This is a genomic window from Rothia sp. HMSC069C01, from assembly GCF_001814655.1.
GTDB classification, from domain to species: Bacteria; Actinomycetota; Actinomycetes; order Actinomycetales; family Micrococcaceae; genus Rothia; species Rothia dentocariosa.
This window is the reverse complement of sequence record NZ_KV817408.1, coordinates 741,008-762,323: the sequence shown is the minus strand read 5'-3', so window position 1 is coordinate 762,323 and position 21,316 is coordinate 741,008. Positions and strand designations below refer to the sequence as shown.

Below are 21,316 nucleotides of genomic sequence, written 5' to 3'. Positions count from 1 at the left end.
ACTTCAGGGCAGAAGAGAGCTAAAGCATAGTCGTGGCACAGGAGCACGTGGCGGAACTAACTTTTTGGTCTCTAGTCGAAACTGAAGCTGGAACGTAATGTTTAGCTATAGAGCTTTCGACGGGTAGAATAGCTATCTTGGGATGTCTCATATATCCGTGTGTTTATAGGTCCGCCTGAAAAGTGCGTGCTGGGGGAGGAAGCGTCGATGCCTGATGAGAGCGAAAACTCGGTGAGTGCGCCTGTCTGCGGTGTGGCACAGCTCGGTAGGCCGCGTGTTGTAGCGGTTGTTGTGACCTATAATCGTCAAGATTTATTACCCATTACCCTTGCGGGTATCGCCGCAGGGCAGGTTGTGCCGGACGCTGTTGTCGTGGTTGATAACGCCTCTACCGACGGCACGGTCGAGTATCTAAAAAATCTAAGCTATTCGCTTCCGCTCGATATCATCACATTGTCTCAGAATATGGGAGGTGCGGGTGGATTCGCCGTTGGAATCGATCGAGCGTTAGCGCGCCACAATCCAGATCTTGTGTGGGTTATGGATGATGACACTGAACCAACCGAAAACACCCTGCATGAGTCTGTTCAAGCATGGGAATCATATTCGCCGGACCGCAGCCGTCGTCCCGCCTTGATAGCTTCACGGGTTGTGTGGACCAATGGGGAAGACCATCCCATGAATACGATGCGCACTATGTTCGGTGCTGGCTCTGGGCGGCATCGTCGTGCACAAGCGGTGGGGGGTCGGCCTATACGCAGCGCCTCCTTTGTATCTTTGGTGATGGACGCTCAAGTTATTCGTCAGAATGGCGGCCTACCGATTGCGGATTTTTTTATCTGGAATGATGACTTTGAATTTTCGACCCGTCTTGCGCATCACCGAGATGCCATTGCTGTACCCGCCTCGGTGGCTCGTCACCACACGAAAACTTTTGGGACGACGAATGCGAAGCCGGGCCCACGATTTTATAACGATGTTCGCAATAAATTGTGGGTTTTCACGCGAGCCCGTACTCTGAGCCCGCTTGAGAAGTTTTTATATGGCGGGTCGGTAGCAAGACTTTGGGCTTCGACGGTTCTGCGTACGGACGAAAAATCTATCTACTTGGGGTATTTCCTGAGGGGCATCAAGGATGCGCTGCATGCCCCTCGCCTTAATCGTGATGTGCTTCGCGAAGTGTACGACCTTGAATTTCCGGGGCATTATGGTATTCAAGAAGACCATGATTCCTTTGGCGCACCACAATCTCAGGCAGAGTTCTCCGTTCTGATGAGTGTTTACGCTCGGGAATCTGCTGATCATGTGGAGGCGGCTATTGCCTCGAACGCTCAGTATCAGACCCTTCTGCCTGCTGAACTGGTTTTGGTTCAGGATGGCCCGTTGCCTTCTGAAGTGTGCGCGGTCATTGACCGTTGGGTCGAACGTAGCAGGGCGGGGGAATGCGCTCCTATCGTCACAGTCAAACTGCCTCAGAACGTGGGTCTTGCCGCTGCACTCAACGAGGGGCTGAATGCTTGTTCTTACGGCATCGTTGCCCGAGCGGACTCTGACGATATTTCGGAGCCAGACCGATTTGCAACCCTAATTCCGGCGCTTATCGAGAGCGACTGTGCGGTGATGGGCTCTGCCATGTACGAAGTTGATGCGCAGAATACCACAGTAGAGGCTACCCGCCAGACGGTAACTGACGCATCTCGGTTGGCTGACATGATGCCTTCGCGCAATCCCCTGTACCACCCAACGGTGGCTTTCTACAAAGACGTTGTTCAACGTTTAGGCGGGTATGAATATGTACCAGGGGCCGAAGACTGGTGGCTGTGGTCGCGGGTTATCGCCGCCGGTTATAAGATTGGTAATGTGCCTGAGCCATTAGTCCGTTATCGTGTGGGTGCGGGTGCCTACACGCGGCGGGGCGGACTTAACGCCTGGAAACAGGATTGGGCGATTCAACGTCGACTATATACCGGGCACGCGATCTCAAAGCTCGGGTGGATTAAGAATATGAGCGTTCGAACGGCGTACCGGTTTATTCCGGAGAGTACGCGCCGTAAGGCATTTCGAGCGCTCACCGATATACGGCCTAGTAGGAACGTAGAGAATAGTTTGCAGGGGAAGGACGCATAAGTGGAGAACTATCCCACGACTCAACCGATTGCGGTGGTGGATCGCCAACGCCCCTACACCCCTAAAAGCTGGTGGCTTCTCGTTCAGATTGCACTAGATTCCGTAGCCTGGATTATAGGGCTCGTCATCGCGTTTATGCTGCGGTACAGCCTGCTTCTGAACCAGAACTCTGTCTTTGATGTGATTGATCTTCAAAGCGTGGCGCTCAGTATGGGGTTTGCGATTATTCTGCAAATTCTTGTGGGCTACGGTATGAAGGTGTACCGCGGCCTGTATTCTTACGGTTCTTTCGAGGAAGTCTGGCGTGCGGGCGCAACCGTAGGTATCGTCTCGGTGGCGCTTTTCCTCTTCAGCTACGTAGACGAAGCTCTCGGACTAGTACATGTGCCTCATGGTGTGCCGCCTATTTCGGTGGGTATTACATTGCTATTCATGGCGGCGATGCGCATGGTTAAGCGTATTTATGTTGAGCATAAGACTTTGCGTAATCTTGATGGTGAGCCTGTTATCGTCTATGGCGCCGGGTTTACAGGTCGCACAGTTATCGAAGCTCTTATGCATGATGACTCTGCATATATGCGACCTGTTGCGGTAGTGGACGATAACCCTCAGCTACGCGGTATTAACATTCATAATGTGCCGGTTTATAACACCGGTAAAGAACTGGATGCGGTCATCAGGCGCTATGCCCCTAAAAAAATGATCGTCGCTATCACCAACATGCCGCATGATCGTTTCGACAGGGTCTGGGCACGCATGCAAAAACACGGAGTCGAAGTAACTCGTGTAGCGAGCGCCAGCGAAAAGCTCTTCGGCAACAATGTGGTAGAAACCGACGATAACGAGCTCATGAAGCTTATCCGCGGTGAAATCAACTACGATGTCGATACTGAAGTTTTGCGCAGCTACCTTCAAGGTAAGCGGGTCTTGGTGACCGGTGCAGGAGGATCTATTGGTTCTGAGCTATGCCGTCAGATCCACGAATACGACCCTGAGCTGCTCATGATGCTCGATCGTGACGAAACCCTGCTGATGGAAACAAAGCTCTCGATCACTGGCGAGTCCAGCCTGGATGATGAGCGTATTATTCTCGCGGATATTCGTGAGGGAGAAAACCTGCGTAATATCTTCCTTGAACGAAAACCGCAGGTGGTTTTCCACGCCGCAGCTTTGAAGCATGTTTCTGCACTGGAGGCATACCCTGAGGAAGCATGGAAAACAAATTCGCTGGGCACCCTTAACGTTCTATATGCTGCGCAAGCGGCGGATGTTGAAACGTTTGTGAATGTTTCAACTGATAAAGCGGCAGACCCTAAGACCGCTTTGGGGCAGTCAAAACGAACCGCTGAATGCTTAACCTCGTGGTTTGGACAGCAGACGGGGAAGACTTATGTATCGGTTCGATTCGGTAACGTTTTTGGCTCGCGCGGCTCTATCAAACCTCTGTTTACGCAGCAGATTCTCAACGGCGGTCCCATTACACTTACTGATGAGAACGCTACCCGATACTTTATGCTCATCACGGATGCTTGCCTGCTGGTGATGCTGGCAGGGGCTATTGGTCATCCGGGTGAAGTTATGGTGCTTGATATGGGTGAGCCTGTATTTATCTACGATGTTGCACATGAGATGCGTAAAGCCTATGAACGTTACGATGTTGATATTGTAGTGACCGGTCTGCGTCCTGGCGAAAAATTGGATGAAACCCTCTTTGGTGCTAATGAGCAACACACTCGAAGCACTCAAAACAAGTTTATTTCTCACTCGACGGCACCAGCTCTCAATCCTGAGGATTTGGATTATGAGCAGTGGATTCAGAATTATGAAGCGCATCGTTCTTATGAGCGTCATGGATTTACCCGCGTAGTAGACCCGCGTCAGGGTCGTCTTCTGGAAGAACACAGGAATTAGCCGTTTTGAATATTGAACGATGAAATTTTGCCCCGTTAACGTCTACATAGGCGTGTACTACGTGATGAATTCGTCTTGTAGAACCAGCAGCGGGGAAGTAGAATCCCAAATTACACCCTGTTACGAGGTTTTACCGTCTAGAGGAGAGACATGAACCAGGCATCTCTGGTGCTTATACTAGCGTTTGTGTTAGGAGCGCTTCTGCCTTTTGCGGTACGCCCCCTGTTGCACACGCTAAATATGGTTGATATACCCAATGAGCGTTCCTCGCATACGACTCCGACGTACCGGGGCATGGGGCTGGCAACCGCTAGCGCTACCTGTTTGAGCTTCGCGGTCGCTACCCTCATGGGGTGGACTGTAAATCTCCCCATCTCGTTAACTTTTTTGGCAGGCGGCGGTCTTGCTTTGCTTTTGGGATGGACCGAAGATGTCTACGGAGTCAGCGTTGCCAAGCGTGCCGGGATGCAGCTTGTTATAGGACTCGGTATTGCACTTTCTCTCGCTATTATTCAAGAGGCATCATTGCTGTGGGTTCCTGTAGCAGGGCTCTTTATCGCGGGGTATATAAACGTTACAAACTTTATGGACGGCATCAACGGTATCTCCGGATGCCACGGGCTGGTTGCTGGGCTTGCCTACGCCTATATGGGGGGCGTAAGTAGTTTGCCGTGGATGACGATAGGTGGTCTGGCAATTGCAGGTGCCTATACGGCTTTCCTACCTTGGAATTTACGCACGGGTCACAATGTTTTCTTAGGTGATGCTGGTTCTTACTTTCTAGGTGCCTCTCTTGGAACAATTGCCGTTGGTGCTTTCTATGCTGGAATTCCGTTCCTTGCGTCGATAGCCCCGCTTCTGGTTTATCTTGCAGATTCTGCGATGACTCTTATACGTCGTATGGCTGCTGGGGAGCAGTGGTACAAACCGCATCGAACCCATGTGTATCAGCGTCTGACTGACGTCGGATTGGGACATATCAGCGCAACAATTATGGTGAGTTCTGCGACTGCGATTGTATGGGCTTTTGTACTCTTTGCCTCAGATCTTTTCCTAACAGGTGCCTTTTTTGCTGGTGTTGGCGTTCTTGCCCTTGCTGTAGCCGTCATTGTTTTATACCTGCGACTTCCCGAACTACTGGATACGCGTCTGCAGCCTGCCGAGCAAGGGCACTCTAATTCCAAGCAGAATATTGCAGATCTGAACACAGAGACGCATCCTATGAGCGAGCGGAAGTCTGAAGGTTCACAGGAGTGAAACAACGGCGGCTAAATTCGATTCGGAGGGCTCTGTGGAACCCAAAATTTATCTATGGTATAGGTAAGAAAGACAATAAGCAAAATAGGGTGCAAGGCTTTTCCTGGGGGCTTTTAGCCTATCGCGAGACCGTAATGTCTGCACTGGTTTTAGTTCTTTGTTTACCGATTCTGGGAATCATATTGGGCATTCGCGGGTCGGCGGGATTTATGGTTGGGTTTCTGGTAGTCTATATATGTTTCACCATGGGCGTAGCAACTGCTTTGGGGGCACACCGTATAAAGATTGGGATTCCTCAGGCTTTGCTTGTAAGTTATGTGGTGAAGGTGTTACTCATGGCGATGGTGCTTTTACTAGTACCTATGCCAGAGGCACTTAAACACGGTTGGACGCTTGGTGGTGCCGTCATAGGAGCGGTACTGTGGTTAAGTGTCGAGGCTGTAACCATTATGAATTCAAGGATTTTGTACTTCGATCCTGAGTCTTAGCACACACAAAGGCTTACTCAGAAGTAGATAGGGAAATTTTTGACCGATTCTGAGAAGAAATGGTGGGACGGAGATAAGAAACTCCGTACCACAGGAGAACTGGTATCCGGCGGTGGATTATCCGGCGGCGTGATGTCTGTTTTGTATCTTATTATCGGCATGGCTTTTTGGGGATTGGTCGGCTTTGGAGCTGACTGGCTCCTCAATACCCGGTGGTTTGTATGGGTTGGTGTTCTGATAGGTGCTTGCGGAGGCATCTACCTGGTATATCTGCATACGAGTCGCTCTAAATAAATAGCCTAAAAATTTTAGGTTTTGCACACATTCCATCCAGTTAGTTGAGCATAGTTTTGCACCAGCAAGTAGCCAGCTAACGGCAAGAAAGGACTTGCTTTGAACGAGAACGGGTCTGTACTCGCAGAAGGCTATACGCCGCCGACACCGGCCGATATGCATCTGCCTGACTTCTTCCAGGTTGATTCTCTTGGGTTCGGCTTTGGTAAACAGATGCTGCTCGTCATCCTGTCTGTCGTAGTCGTTTCCCTATTCTTTATGATGGCTGCACGCAAGCGTGCAATGGTTCCGGGTAAAGCCCAGTTCATTGCAGAATCAGGCTATCTCTTCACCCGTAATTCACTTGGCAAAGACCTGATTGGCGCACAGCATTTCAAGCCTTTCGTGCCCCTGCTCTTTACTTCTTTCTTCTTTATTCTGATTAATAACCTTTACGGTTCAATTCCCCTTATTCAACTTCCTTCTTTTTCTCACCCAGGCAGTGCATATGCATTGGCTATCGTCGGCTACCTTACCTGGGTCGGTGTAGGTATCAAGCGCAAGGGACTGGTTGGATTTTTTAAAGATCTGACGATGCCCTCCGGAGTTCCGGGGTGGGTGTACGTTATTTTGGTACCGATTGAGTTCCTCTCGAACCTTATTATTCGTCCCGTGACCCACGCGCTTCGTCTTTTCGCTACGATGTTCGGCGGTCACATGGCAATGATGGTGGCAGCATCCCTAACTCAGTTCCTAGTGATGAGCGTCGGCGGGGCTGCAGCTTTAGGCGGTATCGCCTCTGGGGCGTTGGGTCTATTCCTCTACTTCCTGGAACTGATGATTCAGGTAATCCAGGCTTATGTCTTCACACTGCTCCTCGCGGTATACCTGCAAGGGTCAGTTTCCGAAGGACATTAAAAATAATAGGTTTTCGTAACTGGCTATCCAGTTGCGAAGAAAGCAACCCGTTTTACGGGTCGAATACACATAAGTAGCTCTGTAACTTCGGTATTTTCACTGAAGCACACACTGTTGAAAGGAATCAACATGAACGTTATTGGTTACGGCCTCGCAGCTATTGGTGGCGGCATCGGCGTGGGTCTAATCTTCGCTGCCTACATGACAAGCGTTGCGCGTCAGCCCGAGTCCCAGCGTACCCTGCAGCCAATGCTGTTCATGGGTTTCGCGGTGGTTGAGGCTCTGGCGATTCTGGGCCTCGTTCTGGCATTCATCATCTAAGCTCAGATATAGCTGTTAACGAACCAACCTAAAGAACAGGAAATCCCTCAATGACTTATCTGGCAGAAGGAGGGGGCGCAGAGCACAGCTCCAACCCTCTAATTCCCAATCTCTGGGAATTGGGCATCACCGTCGTTGGGTTCGTGATTCTCTATTTCATCGTTCATAAATACGTTGTCCCGGCGTTCGAGAAGATCTACCAGGACCGTAAAGAAGCAATCGAGGGTGGTCTTGCCAAAGCTGAGAAAGCTCAGGCGGAGGCCGCAGCGGCTCGCGAAGAGTACAACCAGCAGCTTGAAAGCGCTCGTCTGGAAGCTCAGAAGATTCGCGAGGAAGCGCGTACCGAAGGCGAATCAATTATCGCAGCGGCTCGTGAGCGCGCAACCGTTGAGGCTCAGCGTATTACTGATAATGCGCAGAAGACTATCGAGGCTGAGCGCCTAGCTGCTTCAGTATCTCTTCGTCATGAAGTTGGTACTTTGGCGACTACTCTTGCAGGAAAGATTGTGGGCGAAGCCCTTGACGATGATGAGCGATCGGCCCGCGTGGTAGATCGTTTTCTTGCTGACCTTGAAACCGAGCAACAGAATGCAGGTGCAACTCGGTAATGGCAGGAGTATCTACTGAATCACTGAGCAAGGTGGAAGCGGTTCTTGAAGCCAACGCTTCGTTGAACCCACTCAACCTAGCTAGCGAGCTTTTCGCCGTGGTCGATGTACTTGACCACGATGGCGGTTTGCGTCGTGGTTTGACCGACTCTTCGCGTGAAGGGAAGGATCGAGAAAATATTGCACAGGCTATTTTTAGCGGCAAAATTTCTTCTCAAGCACTCAAAGTGCTGACTACGGCGGTAGCACTGCGTTGGTCTCAAGAGCGTGATCTTGCAGACGCGCTTGAGAAGGCTGCGGTACTCGCATCCATCGCATCCGCTCAGTCTCGTGGTGGTGCTGATGCCCTTGAAGAGGTTACCAACGAGTTGCTGACGTTTGTGCGCAACGTTGATGGTACCCCCGAAGCGCAAGCGGCGCTGTCCGACAACTTGGCAAGCAAAGAAGCAAAGAAGAAGCTCGCTGTAGCATTAGGCGGTCCAGCCGTCACCGCGGAAGGCGTACTTCTCTTGGAACGAATTGGTAGCGAATCCCGTGGTCACCATGCCGCTCGCCTCGCTGACGAATTCGTGGAAATCATCGTCACGCGACAGAACCGTTACATCGCAAAGGTAACTTCTGCAGTAGCACTGTCGCAGGCACAGCTTGAACGCCTGAGCCGGACCTTGAACAAGATCTATAATCGTCAGCTTAAACTCGACGTATCTATAGATACAGCTGTTCTAGGCGGTATGCGCGTACAGATTGGAGATGAGGTTATCGACGGAACCGTTGGTACCCGTCTTGATGATCTTGAACGTGACCTTCAAGCATAGAGATTAGCTGAACATTTCTGCGATACGTCGCAACGGTGATTTAGAAGATACCTTGGGAAGCAGACAAATTTTTAGAATATTGTTCCTTCCCACGAAGCAAGTTTCGGTTGTTCCGAGAGGTGCAACCACAATTAGGAGAGCAGGGACATAAGATGGCCGATTTGACCATCAACGCCGATGATGTCCGTAACGCGCTGAACGAATTTGCAGCGTCTTACGAACCCGGCAACGTGGAACGTGTTGAAGTGGGGCGCGTTGTAGCAGCCTCCGATGGTATTGCGCGCGTCGAGGGTCTGCCCTCGGTGATGGCGAACGAACTACTTCGTTTTGAGGATGGCACCCTTGGCCTCGCGCAAAACCTTGATACCCGCGATATTGGCGTCATTATTCTGGGCGACTTTACCGGTATCGAAGAAGGACAGCCAGTTCACCGTACCGGTGAGGTGCTTTCGGTCCCGGTAGGCGATGCTTACCTCGGTCGTGTAGTCGATCCGTTAGGTAACCCTATTGATGACCTGGGTCCTATTAAGGATGAAGGGCGTCGTGCTCTTGAGCTGCAGGCACCTGGTGTAACGCAGCGTAAGTCTGTGCATGAGCCCCTACAGACCGGTCTGAAAGCTATTGACGCTATGATCCCGATCGGTCGAGGGCAGCGTCAGCTTATTATTGGTGACCGTCAGACCGGTAAAACTGCGATTGCAGTCGATACGATCCTGAACCAGAAGGCTAACTGGGAAACCGGTGACCCCAGCAAACAGGTTCGTTGTGTTTACGTGGCAGTTGGACAGAAGGCCTCCACCATTGCCGCTGTTCGACATACCCTTGAAACCAGGGGAGCGTTGGAATACACCACGATCGTTGCTGCCCCCGCATCTGACGCAGCAGGCTTTAAATACTTGGCTCCCTACACCGGTTCTGCCATTGGTCAGCACTGGATGTATGGCGGAAAGCACGTCCTGATTATCTTTGATGATCTTTCAAAACAGGCAGAAGCATACCGCGCCGTGTCGCTATTGCTTCGTCGTCCGCCGGGACGTGAAGCATACCCCGGTGACGTTTTCTACCTGCACTCTCGTCTATTGGAGCGTTGCGCTAAGCTCTCTGATGAGTTGGGCGCAGGGTCGATGACCGGTTTCCCCATTATCGAAACCAAGGCAAATGACGTTTCTGCCTTCATCCCGACCAACGTCATTTCTATCACTGACGGCCAGATCTTCCTACAGTCCGATCTGTTCAACGCTAACCAGCGCCCCGCCGTGGATGTTGGTATTTCCGTCTCTCGTGTGGGTGGTGCAGCGCAGACCAAGGCTATGAAGAAGGTCTCCGGTACTTTGAAACTGGACCTTGCTCAGTACCGTGCTATGGAAGCGTTCGCAATGTTCGCCTCCGATCTCGACGATGCTTCCAAGGCACAGCTGACTCGCGGCGCCCGTCTTACCGAGCTGCTTCGCCAGCCGCAGTACACTCCGTATGCGGTAGAAGAGCAGGTTGTCTCCATTTGGGCAGGTACCAACGGTTACCTTGATGATCTTGAGGTTTCTGACGTTCTTCGCTTCGAGGCAGAGTTCATTGACTATCTGCGTCACCGGACCTCGGTGTTGAGCGATATTGCCGCATCCGGCAAGCTTGAGGATGAAACCCTAGATGCCTTGAAAGCTGCCGTTGCAGATTTCAAGAAGGGATTCCGCTCGGAGGGTACCAGCCACCTTGTTGATGCAGGTCATGAGGAGCATAAAGCGGCTCAGGATCGTGACATCACTCAGGAAACCATCGGTTAGCGATTAGTCCTAGGTGTTAGCCCCGCTCTGAACTTTCAGAGTTATGGGCGGGGCAGATGTCCAGGAGAAAGGAAGCTCTATGGGAGCCCAGATTAGGGTTTACCGACAGAAAATTGCTTCGACATCGTCTATGCAGAAGATCTTCAAGGCGATGGAGATGATCGCGACCTCCCGTATTAACAAGGCGCGTCGGAGCGCTCAAACCACGGGTCCTTACGCAAACGCATTGACCCGCGTTGTGACTGCTTTGGCAACGCAACAGTCCGTGCAGCATCCTCTGATCCATCGTCCCGATACCTTTGGCAAGCATGAGCATAAGCGCTCTGCAGTCTTGGTGATGACGAGTGATCGCGGTCTTGCAGGTTCGTATTCGTCGTCTGTGCTGAAGAAAACAGAAGAGCTTATCGAGAGGCTACGCGGCGAGGGGCGCGAAATACAGCTGTACTTGGTGGGGCGTAAAGCGAAGTCTTATTTTGAATTCCGGGAACGTCCCTATGAACGTGCTTGGGAAGGACACACCGATAATCCGCATATTGATACCGCAGTTGAGATTCGCGATGTGTTCTTGGAGGAGTACGAAAAGGGACATGAAAACGGCGGGGTAGACGATTTGCATATCGTATACACCGAATTTAAGTCCATGGTGACTCAAGAGACCAAGATTCTTCGTTTGCTTCCCATTCACGTGGCAGAAGCAACTAAATTGGGGGAGGAAATCGTACCTGACGAAGAACTGTCTTCGGCCGATTATCAGCAACCCGCATCCTTTGAATTTGAGCCTTCTCCTCAGGAAGTGTTGGATGCGCTGCTACCGCGTTATATCGCTTCTCGTATCTTCGCGTGCCTGCTCCAAGCCGCTGCAAGTGAACTTGCGTCGCGTCAGCGTGCGATGAAGACTGCGGGCGATAACGCTGAGACTCTAATCAAGAAGTACACTCGACTGATGAACAACGCTCGTCAGGCCGAGATTACTCAGGAGCTCTCTGAGATTGTGGGCGGCGCAGACGCTCTCGCCTCCTCTTAAGAACACTGCTAACTCGAAGCTATCTACTTTCAACTTTTCAAGGTAAGTGAGAAACATGACTACTACCACCACCCAGGGCGCGACGGGTCGTATTGCCCGCGTGATTGGCCCCGTGGTTGACGTTGAGTTCCCCGCTGGTCAGGTGCCGGATATTTACAATGCGCTGACCACTGAACTCACCCTCGACGGGAAAACCTACACCATCACCTTTGAGACTGCTCAGCATTTGGGTGATTCGATTGTTCGTGCCATCTCTATGCAACAGACTGACGGTCTTGTGCGTGGGCAGGCTGTCCTAGATACCGGGGCTCCTATCGCTGTACCCGTGGGCGATGGCGTGAAGGGGCACCTCTTCAATGTTCTTGGTAACGCACTAGATGTGCCGAACTCCGATATCGATGCTGACGCATACTGGCCTATTCACCGTGCCGCTCCCGGCTTCGCAGAGCTAGAGGGATCGACCGAGATGCTAGAGACCGGTATTAAATCTATCGACCTGCTCACCCCTTACATTAAGGGTGGTAAGATCGGTCTGTTCGGTGGTGCTGGTGTTGGTAAGACAGTGCTGATTCAGGAAATGATTACCCGTGTGGCGCGCAACTTCGGTGGTACCTCGGTGTTCACCGGCGTTGGTGAGCGTACCCGTGAAGGTAACGACCTGTGGGTTGAGATGGAAGAAGCAGGGGTTTTGAAAGATACTGCCCTTGTCTTCGGACAGATGGATGAACCCCCGGGAACTCGTCTGCGTGTGGCACTCACCGGCTTGACTATGGCGGAATACTTCCGCGATGTGAAGAACCAGGATGTGCTGCTCTTTATCGATAACATCTTCCGCTTTACTCAGGCAGGTTCTGAAGTTTCGACTTTGCTCGGCCGTATGCCCTCTGCTGTTGGCTACCAGCCTAACCTGGCGGATGAAATGGGTCTGCTTCAGGAACGCATTACCTCGACTCGCGGTCACTCCATTACTTCGATGCAGGCAATCTACGTTCCTGCAGACGATTACACCGACCCTGCACCGGCGACAACCTTCGCACACTTGGACGCGACTACCGAGCTTTCGCGTGAGATTGCATCGCGCGGTCTGTACCCGGCAATTGACCCGTTGACCTCGACCTCTCGTATTCTTGATCCGCAGTACATTGGGCAGGAACACTACGACACGGCTATTCGCGTGAAGGCTATCCTGCAAGAAAACAAGGACCTTCAGGATATTATCGCGATTCTGGGTGTTGATGAGCTTTCTGAGGAGCAGAAGGTCGTTGTTTCACGTGCACGCCGCATTGAGCAGTTCCTTTCACAGAACACCTATACCGCAAAGCAGTTCACTGGCGTTGAAGGTTCCACTGTTCCGTTGAAGGACACCATCGAATCATTCCAGATGATCTGCAATGGCGATGTAGACCATATTCCTGAGCAGGCGTTCTACAACATCGGTGGCATGGATGACGTAATGCGTCAGTACGAGGAAATCAAGGCACAGACCGGAGCCAAGTAATTATGGCACTAACAGTTGAAGTTGTTTCTCGCGAAAACGTCGTGTGGACTGGTGAAGCTTCCTATGTACGGGTGCGTACTACGAACGGCGATTTGGGCATTTATCCCGGACTCATCCCCACCTGTGCGCTTCTTGCGGAGGACGGAGAACTTCTGATTCGACCCGTCAATGGTGGTGAACTCACTACGCGTTTGCATGCTGGGTTCTTGACCGTCTCAAACGATAAGGTAACGATCGCGGCAAAGCATGCCGAGATCGCTACCCCTACGACGGATAAGAAATAAACCGTTAATAAGGTAAAAGCCGGTACAACCTATTGTTGGTTGTACCGGCTTTTACCTTCCCGAATATTTGAGTTTTAGAGTCGCGAAGATCTCTACAGCGTATAAATGTTGGCTTAGAAAAGCCGATCTGCTGCGTCGTCGATACCGCGCATCGCATCGTAATCGAGAGAGATGCAGCGGATACCGCGATCTTCGGCAAGAGTCCGTGCCTGGGGCTTGATCTTCTGTGCAGCAAAAACTCCCTTGACAGGTGCCAGTCGTGGGTCGCGGTTGAGCAGATCGAGGTACCGGGTAAGCTGTTCAACCCCGTCAATATCACCCACGCGCTTGAGCTCTACAGCAATACTGATACCGTTGGAATCTTTCGCCATAATATCCACGGGCCCAATGGCCGTAGGGTATTCACGGCGTACTAGAGAGTAACCCTTGCCGAGCGTTTCAATCTGTTCTGCAAGAAGACGCTGCAGATCGGCCTCTACACCGTCTTTGATGAGTCCGGGATCGGATCCTAAATCATGGGCGTGTTCATGGATAACTTCGTACACGCGTATGAGAAGGCGGTCATCACTTTTGGCGGCCTGCACCGTCCACAACTGCTGTACATCCGTATCAAGATCTTCACGGGTGCTTTCTGGAATTTCGTCATAGTCTGCGACAAGGAGAGAGCATGGCGGGCTCATCCAGTTTAGCGGCTTATAGGAACCACCATCGGAATGGATAAGCACAGAACCGTCATTCTTCACCATAAGTAAGCGGGTAGCACGGGGGAGATGGGCACGCAAACGCCCTTCGTAATCAACAGAACAGTCAGCTATAACGATACGCACCCCATCTACTCTACCGAGGAAGAGTATGACATGCCAGCTGTAGAAACCGCTGACTGACGCATCATAGCGGATAAAAGATGGGTAACCGCATTGCGCAGTCAGACTGAGCGCTAGAATAGAAAGCATGGCACGCAAGAATCACCCCGGTAAACGTTCCTCGGGCACAACCTCCAACAAATGGACGCGATCTGCCCCCGGTGGACGTGATATATCTCGTATTCTTGACCCGGCGCCGCGTATTGAACGTGACCGTTTTGGTGATTGGCTGGTGCAATACGTTCCCGCCGTAAATGCTCTGAAAACCTATACGTGCCCGGAATGTAACTGTCCAATTTCGCCAAGAACAGCGCATCTTGTTGTATGGCAAGAAAGCCATACACTGGGGCGTTCTCGTGCTATTGATGAGCGCCGCCACTGGCACCAACATTGTTGGCGTACCAGACGCGCTTAGAACTATTACGAAATCGGAATACCTATCGTGGGCGCGAAGACCTGTTAGAACGAAGAAAGTGACACTATGGCGACTGAAGAGTCCTCTGGAAAACTCCGAGAGTTTGACCCCTCACAGTATGTTTTTACCCAATCCGATCAGCCTGTTCTCATTAAATCTCGCACAGTACTTCCTGCACGCCGTGAAAACTTTGAGGTTACAACTGCTGACGGAAAACGCCTTGTGGGCGAATTGGCACTTCCCGAAGGAGACATTAAAGCTACTCTCGTGACTTTTCACCCGCTTCCAACACACGGTGGGTATATGGATTCGCATGTGTACAAGAAGGCTTCATTCCGTCTACCAGCGCTTGCAAATATTGCGGTTCTGCGATTCAACACCCGTGGTACTTCTTCGATCCGCGGTACAAGTGAGGGCGTGTTTGACGGAGGATTTGCCGAGAAAAAAGATTTTGACGCGATCTTACAATATGCCGTAGAACGCCAGCTGCCGAATATCTGGTTAATCGGGTGGTCTTTCGGTACGGAACTTGTGCTCAAGTATGCCCCAGAACATGCATCAGAATTTGTGGGGGCTATTCTGCTTTCTCCGCCTCTGCACCGAGTGCATCCCGCTGAACTGGACGAATGGAATAAAATCTCAAATCCGCTCTATGCCTTTATCCCGGAGTTTGACGATTATCTACGCCCCGCCGAAGCGCGCGAGCGTTTTAAATCAATAGCCCGCACTCAGGTCGTGCCTTTTGAGAACTGTAAACACCTTTGGGTGGGTGAAAAGTCGGTAAACAGCGTGATCAACGCCCTTGTCTCAGCGGTGACGGGTCAGCAGACCACACTTCCTACTGAATACAACGGCCCGGTCGCAGAAGAGATTACTGAACCATAATCTGTCTCTACTCCGTCTATACGAAGGATGCGCCTGCCGCTTTTCTCAACGGCGGGCGCATCCTTATATTTCTAAGAAAAGGGTTTTTACCGATGGTCTTGGCGGGGAATAAAGACTTCCTTCACCAGAATCAGTAGCGACGCGGCAACAGGAATCGCGATAAGCGCGCCCAAGACGCCCCACAGTGCACCGCCTGCAGCGACAGCAATAATAGCGACACCGCCGGGAACCGAAACAGCCTTTGACATAATACGCGGCGAAATTACGTACGCCTCGATCTGCAGGTAAATGAAATAGGCGATCGCAAATGTGACAGACATTTGCCAGCCCTGCGTCAAAAGAATAAGAGAGACCAGAACAAGCGCCGCCACGCCGCCAACCAATGGGATAAAGGCCAAAATCAAGACGAACACAGCCACAAGTTGAGGGAATGAGAACCCCAAGATAATCATGGTGATAAGCGCAAAGGTTGCGTTGAGAACAGCGACAACTCCCTGCCCCATCACATAGTTACCAACAGCACCCGTGATACGTTCGGTAAGTTCCTCAACACGTTCCCGCTTGGAAGCCGGAGCCAAACGCGACCCCCACGCCTTAATAGTGCGCATTGATGAGAGGAAATAGAGCGAGAGGAACAGCACAATAATAGTGCCGGTCAAAATCTGCGCAATTGTGGAACCCGCAGTAATTAGGTTACTCATGAATCCGCCGACCGCAGAGCTTGATGTAAGAGACTCTAGGAACTTTGGAACGTTGTTATTAACCCAGTCGTTAACATGCAGAACGTCATCAATGCGTTTGAAAGTATCAGAATCGATGAAATCCTGATAAATAGCGGGTGCCCGATAGACAAAGCTGCTGGCCTGTGCGCTGATAATAGGCACAATCCACACCACAAGTCCGCTAATGATGGCTGCGAAGGAAAGAACCACAATCACCACACCGGCACTGCGTTTAACGCCGAAACTCTCAAGTTTACGAACAATGGGGTCAAGCCCAAGCGCGATGAAGATAGCGCCAGTGACCCAGCCGACAAGCGCGCCGACATTGGTAAAAGCGTAGTAAGCCAGCAGGGCCAGACCAACACCAACCGTCGTCAGGAAACCGAAAGATACAGGATTATGCAGCGGTGAGCTTTTCTCATAAATATGAAGTTCAGAAGCCTCATCGACTTTTGGAGAGATGCGGGGAGGAAGAGAAGCTTTGCGGCGTTGTGAGCGTGCCTGACTGATGCTATCGGTCAAATCGCTGATGGTACCCGTAATATGTGAAGTCAGGGATTCGCGCTTTGTAGACGATGCGGAACCGTCCTGTTCAAACATGTGTTCTTCCTGCTCCGGCTTTTTCCGCGGAACCCGGGGAACTGGGGGAGGAGTCTGCTGGGCTTGCGGATTCGAGCTATCGGACATAGTCTGCCTTTCATAAAGCTTACCTGGCTATTCTACCGGGCATCTCTGAAAACTGTATGCGCTCGCAACATTCTTGAGGCAGAAAGCTACCGAGTAAGCCTATCTGAAATTTCGCGCACCTCGAACGATTGCCGAGAATCCTGTAAAACAGCGGGTCGCGCGGGATAATTAGGGAGTACGTTAAATTTCTCTGAGGCTCGCAAAGGATTCTCGATGACAATTCCTCCAACCCCGAACCAACTGCCAACAAACCCCCAAAGCTCAGCAGAACAAATTCCCGCGTCGGTACGTAGCGCTCCAGTGCTTGGCGGTCATGATATCAGTACTTCTACACCCACTGCAGCACAAAGCAATTCGGCGAAAAGCTGGCGTTTCGATGTTGCAACACCTGAAGATTTTCAGAAGTACGTACAACTGTCTACCCAAGGCGCCGTGATCTTTGGGCTATATGCCCCGCATTCTCCAGCGTCGCTTGAAATGCTAGACGCCGTCGAAAACCTAGTCAATGCGGCGGAAGGTGCGATGCTGCTTGCCGCCGTCGATATTACGAAACTTCCGGAGGCTGCCCAAGCGTTTGGCATGGACGGCGTACCGGCAGGCGTGGCCGTTATCGCCGGTCGCCCGGCCCCTCTTTATAACGGTCAGATCAGTCCGCAGGATCTGTCAGAAATGCTGAAGCAGGTCTTGCAGGTTGCTGCGCAGTATCAGCTTCCCGGTGGATTTGAGCCTGCTCCTTCGGATGAGGAAGAGAAAACCCTGCCGCCGCTGCACGCTAAAGCACTGGAGGCGCTTGATGAACGCGACTATGAAGGAGCACGAGCCGCCTACCGCGAGGCTTTGACGGAGAACCCAGGCGATCATGATGCTAAAGTTGGGCTTGCTCAGGTTGATTTATTAGCTCGCGTGGCAGATTTGGATCTTGCCCAAGAGCGTGAAGCAGCTGCATCCGACGCTCTCAATATTGAGGCTGCCTTTAACGTTGCCGATCTTGACGTTATAGGCGGGCATGTTGAAGATGCCTACGCACGACTGTTGCGACTTTTTAAATCTGTTTCTCCGGAAGATAAGAGCCGAGTACGTGAACGTCTTGTGCAGCTCTTTGACGTTGTGGGTGCTACAGATCCGCGAACAGTTAAAGCACGAGCTGAGCTGACGACGGCAATTTTCTAGACCCCATAAAAGAGAAAATAAGGCGGGATGTGTGTATCTTATGGTGCATCCCGCCTTATTCGCACCTTCAACGTGAAGGTAATAAAAAATACTCTAGTAATCCTTATAGTTCATGCTTTAAAAAGTTTAGAGAATTATTGGTGATATAAGCCCAAGATATGGTTCTGAAGTATTCCCAAACTGGTACCGTTGTATGTATGAAAGAACACAATTCTGTGCCTGGGAAGGCCCCTGAGGACTACGGCTATTCACCAGAGAATACACAAGCTGGTACACCGACGTATGATGCTGGCCAGTCAATGACCGATCAGAGTTATGCAAACGCGCAGCCGGGGAGCTTGCCTCAAGTCGCCCGTGAGGCTCTTAGTCACCAACCTGGTGCGCACCTTGTTAATGCCATCGAAATTCATGGTTTGACGAAGGCATTCGGTATGACAGTTGCCGTTAATCGCATTAATCTTGCTATTCCTACCGGCTCTTTTTACGGTCTGGTAGGGCGCAACGGTGCCGGTAAGACGACGACTATCTCAATGGTTTCTGGTATGCTGCAGCCCACCGAAGGCGTGGCGTTGATTAAGGGAACCGATATGTGGCAGAACCCTTTGGAAGCCAAAAAACATTTGGGCGTTCTGCCGGATGGCGTGCACCTTTTCGATAAACTTACAGGTGAACAGCTTATTACCTATTCGGGGTACCTGCACGGTCTCGAACGTGACACTGTTGCCGAACGTACCAAGGACCTTCTGCAAGCTATGGATTTAACCGATGCAGCAGGTCGCGCGGTAGCCGACTATTCAGCAGGTATGACCAAGAAGATCGCCCTCGCAGCAGCGCTGATTCACGCCCCTTCAGTCTTGATCTTGGATGAGCCTTTTGAAGCGGTTGATCCGGTTTCAGCGGCTAATATTCAGGATATCCTCAAAGGATTCGTCGCCTCAGGCGGAACAGTTATTCTCTCATCGCATGTCATGGACTTGGTGCAGCGTTTATGCGATCACGTCGCCATTATGGACGAGGGACGGATTCTCGCTGCGGGTACGGTTAATGAAGTGCGTGGGGAATCTACTTTGGAAGAACGTTTCATACAGCTCGTGGGCGGACGCACCACCTCGGAAGGACTGTCATGGTTGCGCACCTCGTCTCACTAAAATGGCGGTATGTGCTTGCCTCGCTCAAACGTAGTGTGTGGGCGATTATTGGTATTGCTTTTGGCGCCCTGTACCTGCTTGGCACACTGACTGGTTTGGGATTCGCTTACGTTGGTTTAGGGATTGATGGTAGTTTAGATGGTCCTGCACTCGCCCTATTCCTCGGGTTTCTTATATCTCTTGGCTGGGCTCTTATCCCCATTGTCTGGACTGGCCTAGACGGAACCCTTGATGAAAGCCGCTTCGTGTTATTCCCGCTAGAGGCTAAGACGCTGCAGAAGGGGCAATTTTTCGGTGGGTTTATAGGTCTTCCAGGTATAGCGACGATTATCCTAATCCTTCTGGGAACCCTCGGATTTATTGGTAATCCTGTGGGATTAGCAGCCTATCTGCTGAGCATAGTGTTGGGGCTGGCTTTGCTGATGACAGTGGCGCGCCTTGCCAATCAGCTTGGCGTTTATTTGAATGCTAACCCCCGTATGGATCTGATCTTCAAGATTATTCTGGGCGTGCTGTTGGTAAGCTCAGGCTTTATCTTCAGTGGAGCTATATTCTATGTGATAGATCATTTCCAGGAGATCGCTCAGAACGTTCAATGGTTGGGGTATACGCCTTTCGGGTCTGCTTTTGCGATTGCATACCATGTGGCGGCGGGTAACTGGGCTCTAGCAGGTCTAAGTCTGGTACTTTCCCTCATATACCTGGGTGGTGCTTGGGTATTGTGGGGTCGTAGCCTCGAACGCTCAATGCGTAATGTCAGCGGTGAACAAAAACGGGGCAAGGCTAAGAACCTGACGGCAGGAGATATTGGTATTTTTGCGAGGTTCCCAAACACTGGTTGGGGCGCTGTGGCCGCACGTACCATTCATAGCTACTTCAAAGATACGCGCATGACTTTGCTGATCGCCATGACTGCCATGCTCTATGTACTCTTTGCTCTCGTGATGCCGCTCTTCACGGGCAGCATGGGGTCTCGTGGTGCAACGACGGGAATCCAGCTCGCTAATTCCGGGGCTGGACCTGAAACGCTCTTCGGCTTCTGGGTTTATTTCTGCAATGTCTTCACAGGATTCTACATAGCGTATATGGTCTCGTACGATAACACGGCTTTTAGTCTGCACGTGCTCTCGCCTCTGCGTGGGCGTGATGATAGGCTTGGGCGTGCACTCGGACACTCCATCGTAATGCTGCCAATCGTCGTGGTGATGTTCTTTATTATGTGCGCTGTCCACGGGCTTATAGCCTATTACCCGGTCGTGCTTTTGCATCAGCTGGGAGTCTACGCAGGAACTGTAGGGTTCGGATTAATGCTTGATACAGTGCTTTCGCCACCGGTCGCGCCTCCTGGAGCCAACCCCTTCAAAACGCCTAAACAGCCAGACGGCTTTGCGAAGCAGCTTTTGCTGATGGGCAGCATGATTATCTGCATGCTAATCGCTCTTCCCGGTGGGATTGGCTCGTTCATCTACATAGTCGGCGGCAAGGACGACATGGTGCTGATTATCTCTGGCGTTATCCAGCTGGTTATCGGTGCTGCACTATTCATTATCGGAGTTTCTGCAGGGGGTAAACTCTACGATCGCCATAGCTCGATGATGCTTCAGCGGGTTGCAAAGTTCAATACGAACTAGAACCTATAGAGAATATGGGGGGCGGCGTTATGGGACAGTTACACGTATGTTTCCAAGCGTCGCCCTTGTTCTCTATGGAATAACTCGGCATCCCTTCCCGTTGTTACACTAGTCTCTACAATAGAACTAATAGCACTAAGACGGCGAGAGCATACTTGGAGGAGAGAACATGAGCTCCATTGAAGGCGTTGAAGATCCCTTTGGCCCCGAGACGGCGGGCGGTACAGCACTACTTGAGCGGGAAGAAACCCAGCTTTCTGAGCCGGGCGACCATGAACGCTTCTCGCACTACGTGCGTAAGGAAAAAATCATGGAATCCGCCCTTACCGGTGAGCCCGTTCGCGCGCTGTGCGGTAAGGTGTGGACTCCTGGACGCGATCCCCAGAAATTCCCAGTCTGCCCAACCTGCAAAGAAATCTACGAGGGTCTTAAGCCTGGTAAAGATAATTCGGATAACGGCGACAAATAACCGAAGTTTCGCTCCGGAATCTGA

At 51.4% G+C, this 21,316-nt stretch carries 21 protein-coding genes; 19 read left to right on the top strand and 2 right to left on the bottom strand.

All coding sequences use genetic code 11. The features are described from left to right. The first annotated feature begins 207 nt into the window (after nucleotides 1-207). From HMPREF2981_RS10005 to HMPREF2981_RS09945, 13 genes are all read left to right on the top strand, one after another. Nucleotides 208-2,127 carry a glycosyltransferase gene (locus HMPREF2981_RS10005; RefSeq protein ID WP_246825454.1) on the top strand — a complete coding sequence of 640 codons (1,920 nt, stop codon included), beginning with the start codon at nucleotides 208-210 and terminating at the stop codon, nucleotides 2,125-2,127. Next, the gene (locus HMPREF2981_RS10000; RefSeq protein WP_048751860.1) at nucleotides 2,128-4,038 is read left to right on the top strand and encodes a polysaccharide biosynthesis protein; all 1,911 of its coding nucleotides are present in this window, start codon (nucleotides 2,128-2,130) and stop codon (nucleotides 4,036-4,038) included. 150 nt (nucleotides 4,039-4,188) lie between these two features. Then, nucleotides 4,189-5,295, top strand: coding sequence for an MraY family glycosyltransferase (locus HMPREF2981_RS09995; RefSeq protein ID WP_070662756.1), 1,107 nt, complete (start codon nucleotides 4,189-4,191; stop codon nucleotides 5,293-5,295). Then, the gene (locus tag HMPREF2981_RS09990) at nucleotides 5,292-5,783 is read left to right on the top strand and encodes a hypothetical protein (protein WP_048754811.1); all 492 of its coding nucleotides are present in this window, start codon (nucleotides 5,292-5,294) and stop codon (nucleotides 5,781-5,783) included. Before HMPREF2981_RS09995 ends, HMPREF2981_RS09990 begins: the two co-directional genes overlap by 4 nt. Nucleotides 5,784-5,822: 39 nt before the next feature. Beyond that, nucleotides 5,823-6,077: a DUF2339 domain-containing protein gene (locus HMPREF2981_RS09985; protein ID WP_048751857.1), complete on the top strand. Its 255-nt coding sequence runs from the start codon at nucleotides 5,823-5,825 to the stop codon at nucleotides 6,075-6,077. A 99-nt stretch (nucleotides 6,078-6,176) separates the two neighbouring features. Then, nucleotides 6,177-6,974, top strand: coding sequence for a F0F1 ATP synthase subunit A (gene atpB, locus HMPREF2981_RS09980; RefSeq protein WP_004004435.1), 798 nt, complete (start codon nucleotides 6,177-6,179; stop codon nucleotides 6,972-6,974). Nucleotides 6,975-7,103: 129 nt separating this feature from the next. Then, nucleotides 7,104-7,295: an ATP synthase F0 subunit C gene (gene atpE, locus HMPREF2981_RS09975; RefSeq protein ID WP_004004436.1), complete on the top strand. Its 192-nt coding sequence runs from the start codon at nucleotides 7,104-7,106 to the stop codon at nucleotides 7,293-7,295. A 50-nt stretch (nucleotides 7,296-7,345) separates the two neighbouring features. Then, nucleotides 7,346-7,903 carry a F0F1 ATP synthase subunit B gene (locus tag HMPREF2981_RS09970; protein ID WP_048754810.1) on the top strand — a complete coding sequence of 186 codons (558 nt, stop codon included), beginning with the start codon at nucleotides 7,346-7,348 and terminating at the stop codon, nucleotides 7,901-7,903. Continuing rightward, entirely contained in the window at nucleotides 7,903-8,718 is an 816-nt protein-coding gene (locus HMPREF2981_RS09965) for a F0F1 ATP synthase subunit delta (RefSeq protein WP_013398886.1), read from the top strand. Before HMPREF2981_RS09970 ends, HMPREF2981_RS09965 begins: the two co-directional genes overlap by 1 nt. A 152-nt stretch (nucleotides 8,719-8,870) precedes the next feature. Then, nucleotides 8,871-10,496, top strand: a complete 1,626-nt coding sequence (gene atpA / locus HMPREF2981_RS09960; protein ID WP_037230835.1) for a F0F1 ATP synthase subunit alpha — start codon at nucleotides 8,871-8,873, stop codon at nucleotides 10,494-10,496. Between the two features lie 79 nt (nucleotides 10,497-10,575). Next, complete coding sequence (locus HMPREF2981_RS09955; protein WP_037230839.1) at nucleotides 10,576-11,520, top strand: F0F1 ATP synthase subunit gamma; 945 nt, start codon at nucleotides 10,576-10,578, stop codon at nucleotides 11,518-11,520. 55 nt (nucleotides 11,521-11,575) lie between these two features. Beyond that, nucleotides 11,576-13,018 carry a F0F1 ATP synthase subunit beta gene (gene atpD, locus HMPREF2981_RS09950; RefSeq protein ID WP_013398888.1) on the top strand — a complete coding sequence of 481 codons (1,443 nt, stop codon included), beginning with the start codon at nucleotides 11,576-11,578 and terminating at the stop codon, nucleotides 13,016-13,018. 2 nt (nucleotides 13,019-13,020) lie between these two features. After that, nucleotides 13,021-13,302, top strand: a complete 282-nt coding sequence (locus HMPREF2981_RS09945; RefSeq protein WP_048780182.1) for an ATP synthase F0F1 subunit epsilon — start codon at nucleotides 13,021-13,023, stop codon at nucleotides 13,300-13,302. A gap of 113 nt (nucleotides 13,303-13,415) precedes the next feature. Here HMPREF2981_RS09945 and nucS read toward each other — a convergent pair whose 3' ends face one another. Then, on the bottom strand, nucleotides 13,416-14,129 hold the full coding sequence (nucS, locus tag HMPREF2981_RS09940; protein ID WP_048780206.1) for an endonuclease NucS: 714 nt from the start codon (nucleotides 14,127-14,129) through the stop codon (nucleotides 13,416-13,418). Between the two features lie 124 nt (nucleotides 14,130-14,253). On the opposite strand from nucS, the gene HMPREF2981_RS09935 reads away from it, so the two are divergent. Continuing rightward, nucleotides 14,254-14,580, top strand: coding sequence for a hypothetical protein (locus HMPREF2981_RS09935; protein ID WP_048780180.1), 327 nt, complete (start codon nucleotides 14,254-14,256; stop codon nucleotides 14,578-14,580). A 66-nt stretch (nucleotides 14,581-14,646) separates the two neighbouring features. Further along, complete coding sequence (locus HMPREF2981_RS09930) at nucleotides 14,647-15,465, top strand: alpha/beta hydrolase (protein WP_048780178.1); 819 nt, start codon at nucleotides 14,647-14,649, stop codon at nucleotides 15,463-15,465. A gap of 86 nt (nucleotides 15,466-15,551) precedes the next feature. Here the strand turns inward: HMPREF2981_RS09930 and HMPREF2981_RS09925 are convergent, their stop codons facing one another. Beyond that, on the bottom strand, nucleotides 15,552-16,787 hold the full coding sequence (locus tag HMPREF2981_RS09925; protein WP_070662754.1) for an AI-2E family transporter: 1,236 nt from the start codon (nucleotides 16,785-16,787) through the stop codon (nucleotides 15,552-15,554). Between the two features lie 300 nt (nucleotides 16,788-17,087). Between HMPREF2981_RS09925 and HMPREF2981_RS09920 the strand changes: the two genes are divergently transcribed. The 4 genes from HMPREF2981_RS09920 to HMPREF2981_RS09905 all read left to right on the top strand — a co-directional run bounded on the left by HMPREF2981_RS09920 (nucleotide 17,088) and on the right by HMPREF2981_RS09905 (nucleotide 21,292). Beyond that, complete coding sequence (locus HMPREF2981_RS09920) at nucleotides 17,088-18,044, top strand: co-chaperone YbbN (RefSeq protein WP_070662746.1); 957 nt, start codon at nucleotides 17,088-17,090, stop codon at nucleotides 18,042-18,044. A gap of 299 nt (nucleotides 18,045-18,343) precedes the next feature. Beyond that, nucleotides 18,344-19,192, top strand: coding sequence for an ABC transporter ATP-binding protein (locus HMPREF2981_RS09915; RefSeq protein ID WP_070662876.1), 849 nt, complete (start codon nucleotides 18,344-18,346; stop codon nucleotides 19,190-19,192). Then, nucleotides 19,168-20,823 (top strand): transporter, encoded by a 1,656-nt coding sequence (locus tag HMPREF2981_RS09910; protein WP_070662743.1) that lies wholly within the window; start codon nucleotides 19,168-19,170, stop codon nucleotides 20,821-20,823. The genes HMPREF2981_RS09915 and HMPREF2981_RS09910 overlap by 25 nt, the downstream gene beginning before the upstream one ends. A 169-nt stretch (nucleotides 20,824-20,992) precedes the next feature. Then, a complete protein-coding gene (locus HMPREF2981_RS09905) occupies nucleotides 20,993-21,292 on the top strand; it encodes a DUF3039 domain-containing protein (protein WP_070619990.1) in 300 nt (99 codons plus the stop codon). Nucleotides 21,293-21,316: the final 24 nt, after the last annotated feature.

What these genes read in the sequence shown, in the direction of transcription:
- HMPREF2981_RS09910 (WP_070662743.1), top strand. Translation starts at nt 19,168, where the DNA reads ATGGTTGCGCACCTCGTCTCACTAAAATGGCGGTATGTGCTTGCCTCG.
- HMPREF2981_RS09915 (WP_070662876.1), top strand. Translation starts at nt 18,344, where the DNA reads ATGACCGATCAGAGTTATGCAAACGCGCAGCCGGGGAGCTTGCCTCAA.
- HMPREF2981_RS09945 (WP_048780182.1), top strand. Translation starts at nt 13,021, where the DNA reads ATGGCACTAACAGTTGAAGTTGTTTCTCGCGAAAACGTCGTGTGGACT.
- atpA (WP_037230835.1), top strand. Translation starts at nt 8,871, where the DNA reads ATGGCCGATTTGACCATCAACGCCGATGATGTCCGTAACGCGCTGAAC.
- HMPREF2981_RS09905 (WP_070619990.1), top strand. Translation starts at nt 20,993, where the DNA reads ATGAGCTCCATTGAAGGCGTTGAAGATCCCTTTGGCCCCGAGACGGCG.
- HMPREF2981_RS09930 (WP_048780178.1), top strand. Translation starts at nt 14,647, where the DNA reads ATGGCGACTGAAGAGTCCTCTGGAAAACTCCGAGAGTTTGACCCCTCA.
- HMPREF2981_RS09970 (WP_048754810.1), top strand. Translation starts at nt 7,346, where the DNA reads ATGACTTATCTGGCAGAAGGAGGGGGCGCAGAGCACAGCTCCAACCCT.
- HMPREF2981_RS10005 (WP_246825454.1), top strand. Translation starts at nt 208, where the DNA reads ATGCCTGATGAGAGCGAAAACTCGGTGAGTGCGCCTGTCTGCGGTGTG.
- HMPREF2981_RS09955 (WP_037230839.1), top strand. Translation starts at nt 10,576, where the DNA reads ATGGGAGCCCAGATTAGGGTTTACCGACAGAAAATTGCTTCGACATCG.
- atpE (WP_004004436.1), top strand. Translation starts at nt 7,104, where the DNA reads ATGAACGTTATTGGTTACGGCCTCGCAGCTATTGGTGGCGGCATCGGC.
- HMPREF2981_RS09920 (WP_070662746.1), top strand. Translation starts at nt 17,088, where the DNA reads ATGACAATTCCTCCAACCCCGAACCAACTGCCAACAAACCCCCAAAGC.
- HMPREF2981_RS09925 (WP_070662754.1), bottom strand. Translation starts at nt 16,787, where the DNA reads ATGTTTGAACAGGACGGTTCCGCATCGTCTACAAAGCGCGAATCCCTG.
- HMPREF2981_RS09965 (WP_013398886.1), top strand. Translation starts at nt 7,903, where the DNA reads ATGGCAGGAGTATCTACTGAATCACTGAGCAAGGTGGAAGCGGTTCTT.
- HMPREF2981_RS09995 (WP_070662756.1), top strand. Translation starts at nt 4,189, where the DNA reads ATGAACCAGGCATCTCTGGTGCTTATACTAGCGTTTGTGTTAGGAGCG.
- HMPREF2981_RS09935 (WP_048780180.1), top strand. Translation starts at nt 14,254, where the DNA reads ATGGCACGCAAGAATCACCCCGGTAAACGTTCCTCGGGCACAACCTCC.
- atpD (WP_013398888.1), top strand. Translation starts at nt 11,576, where the DNA reads ATGACTACTACCACCACCCAGGGCGCGACGGGTCGTATTGCCCGCGTG.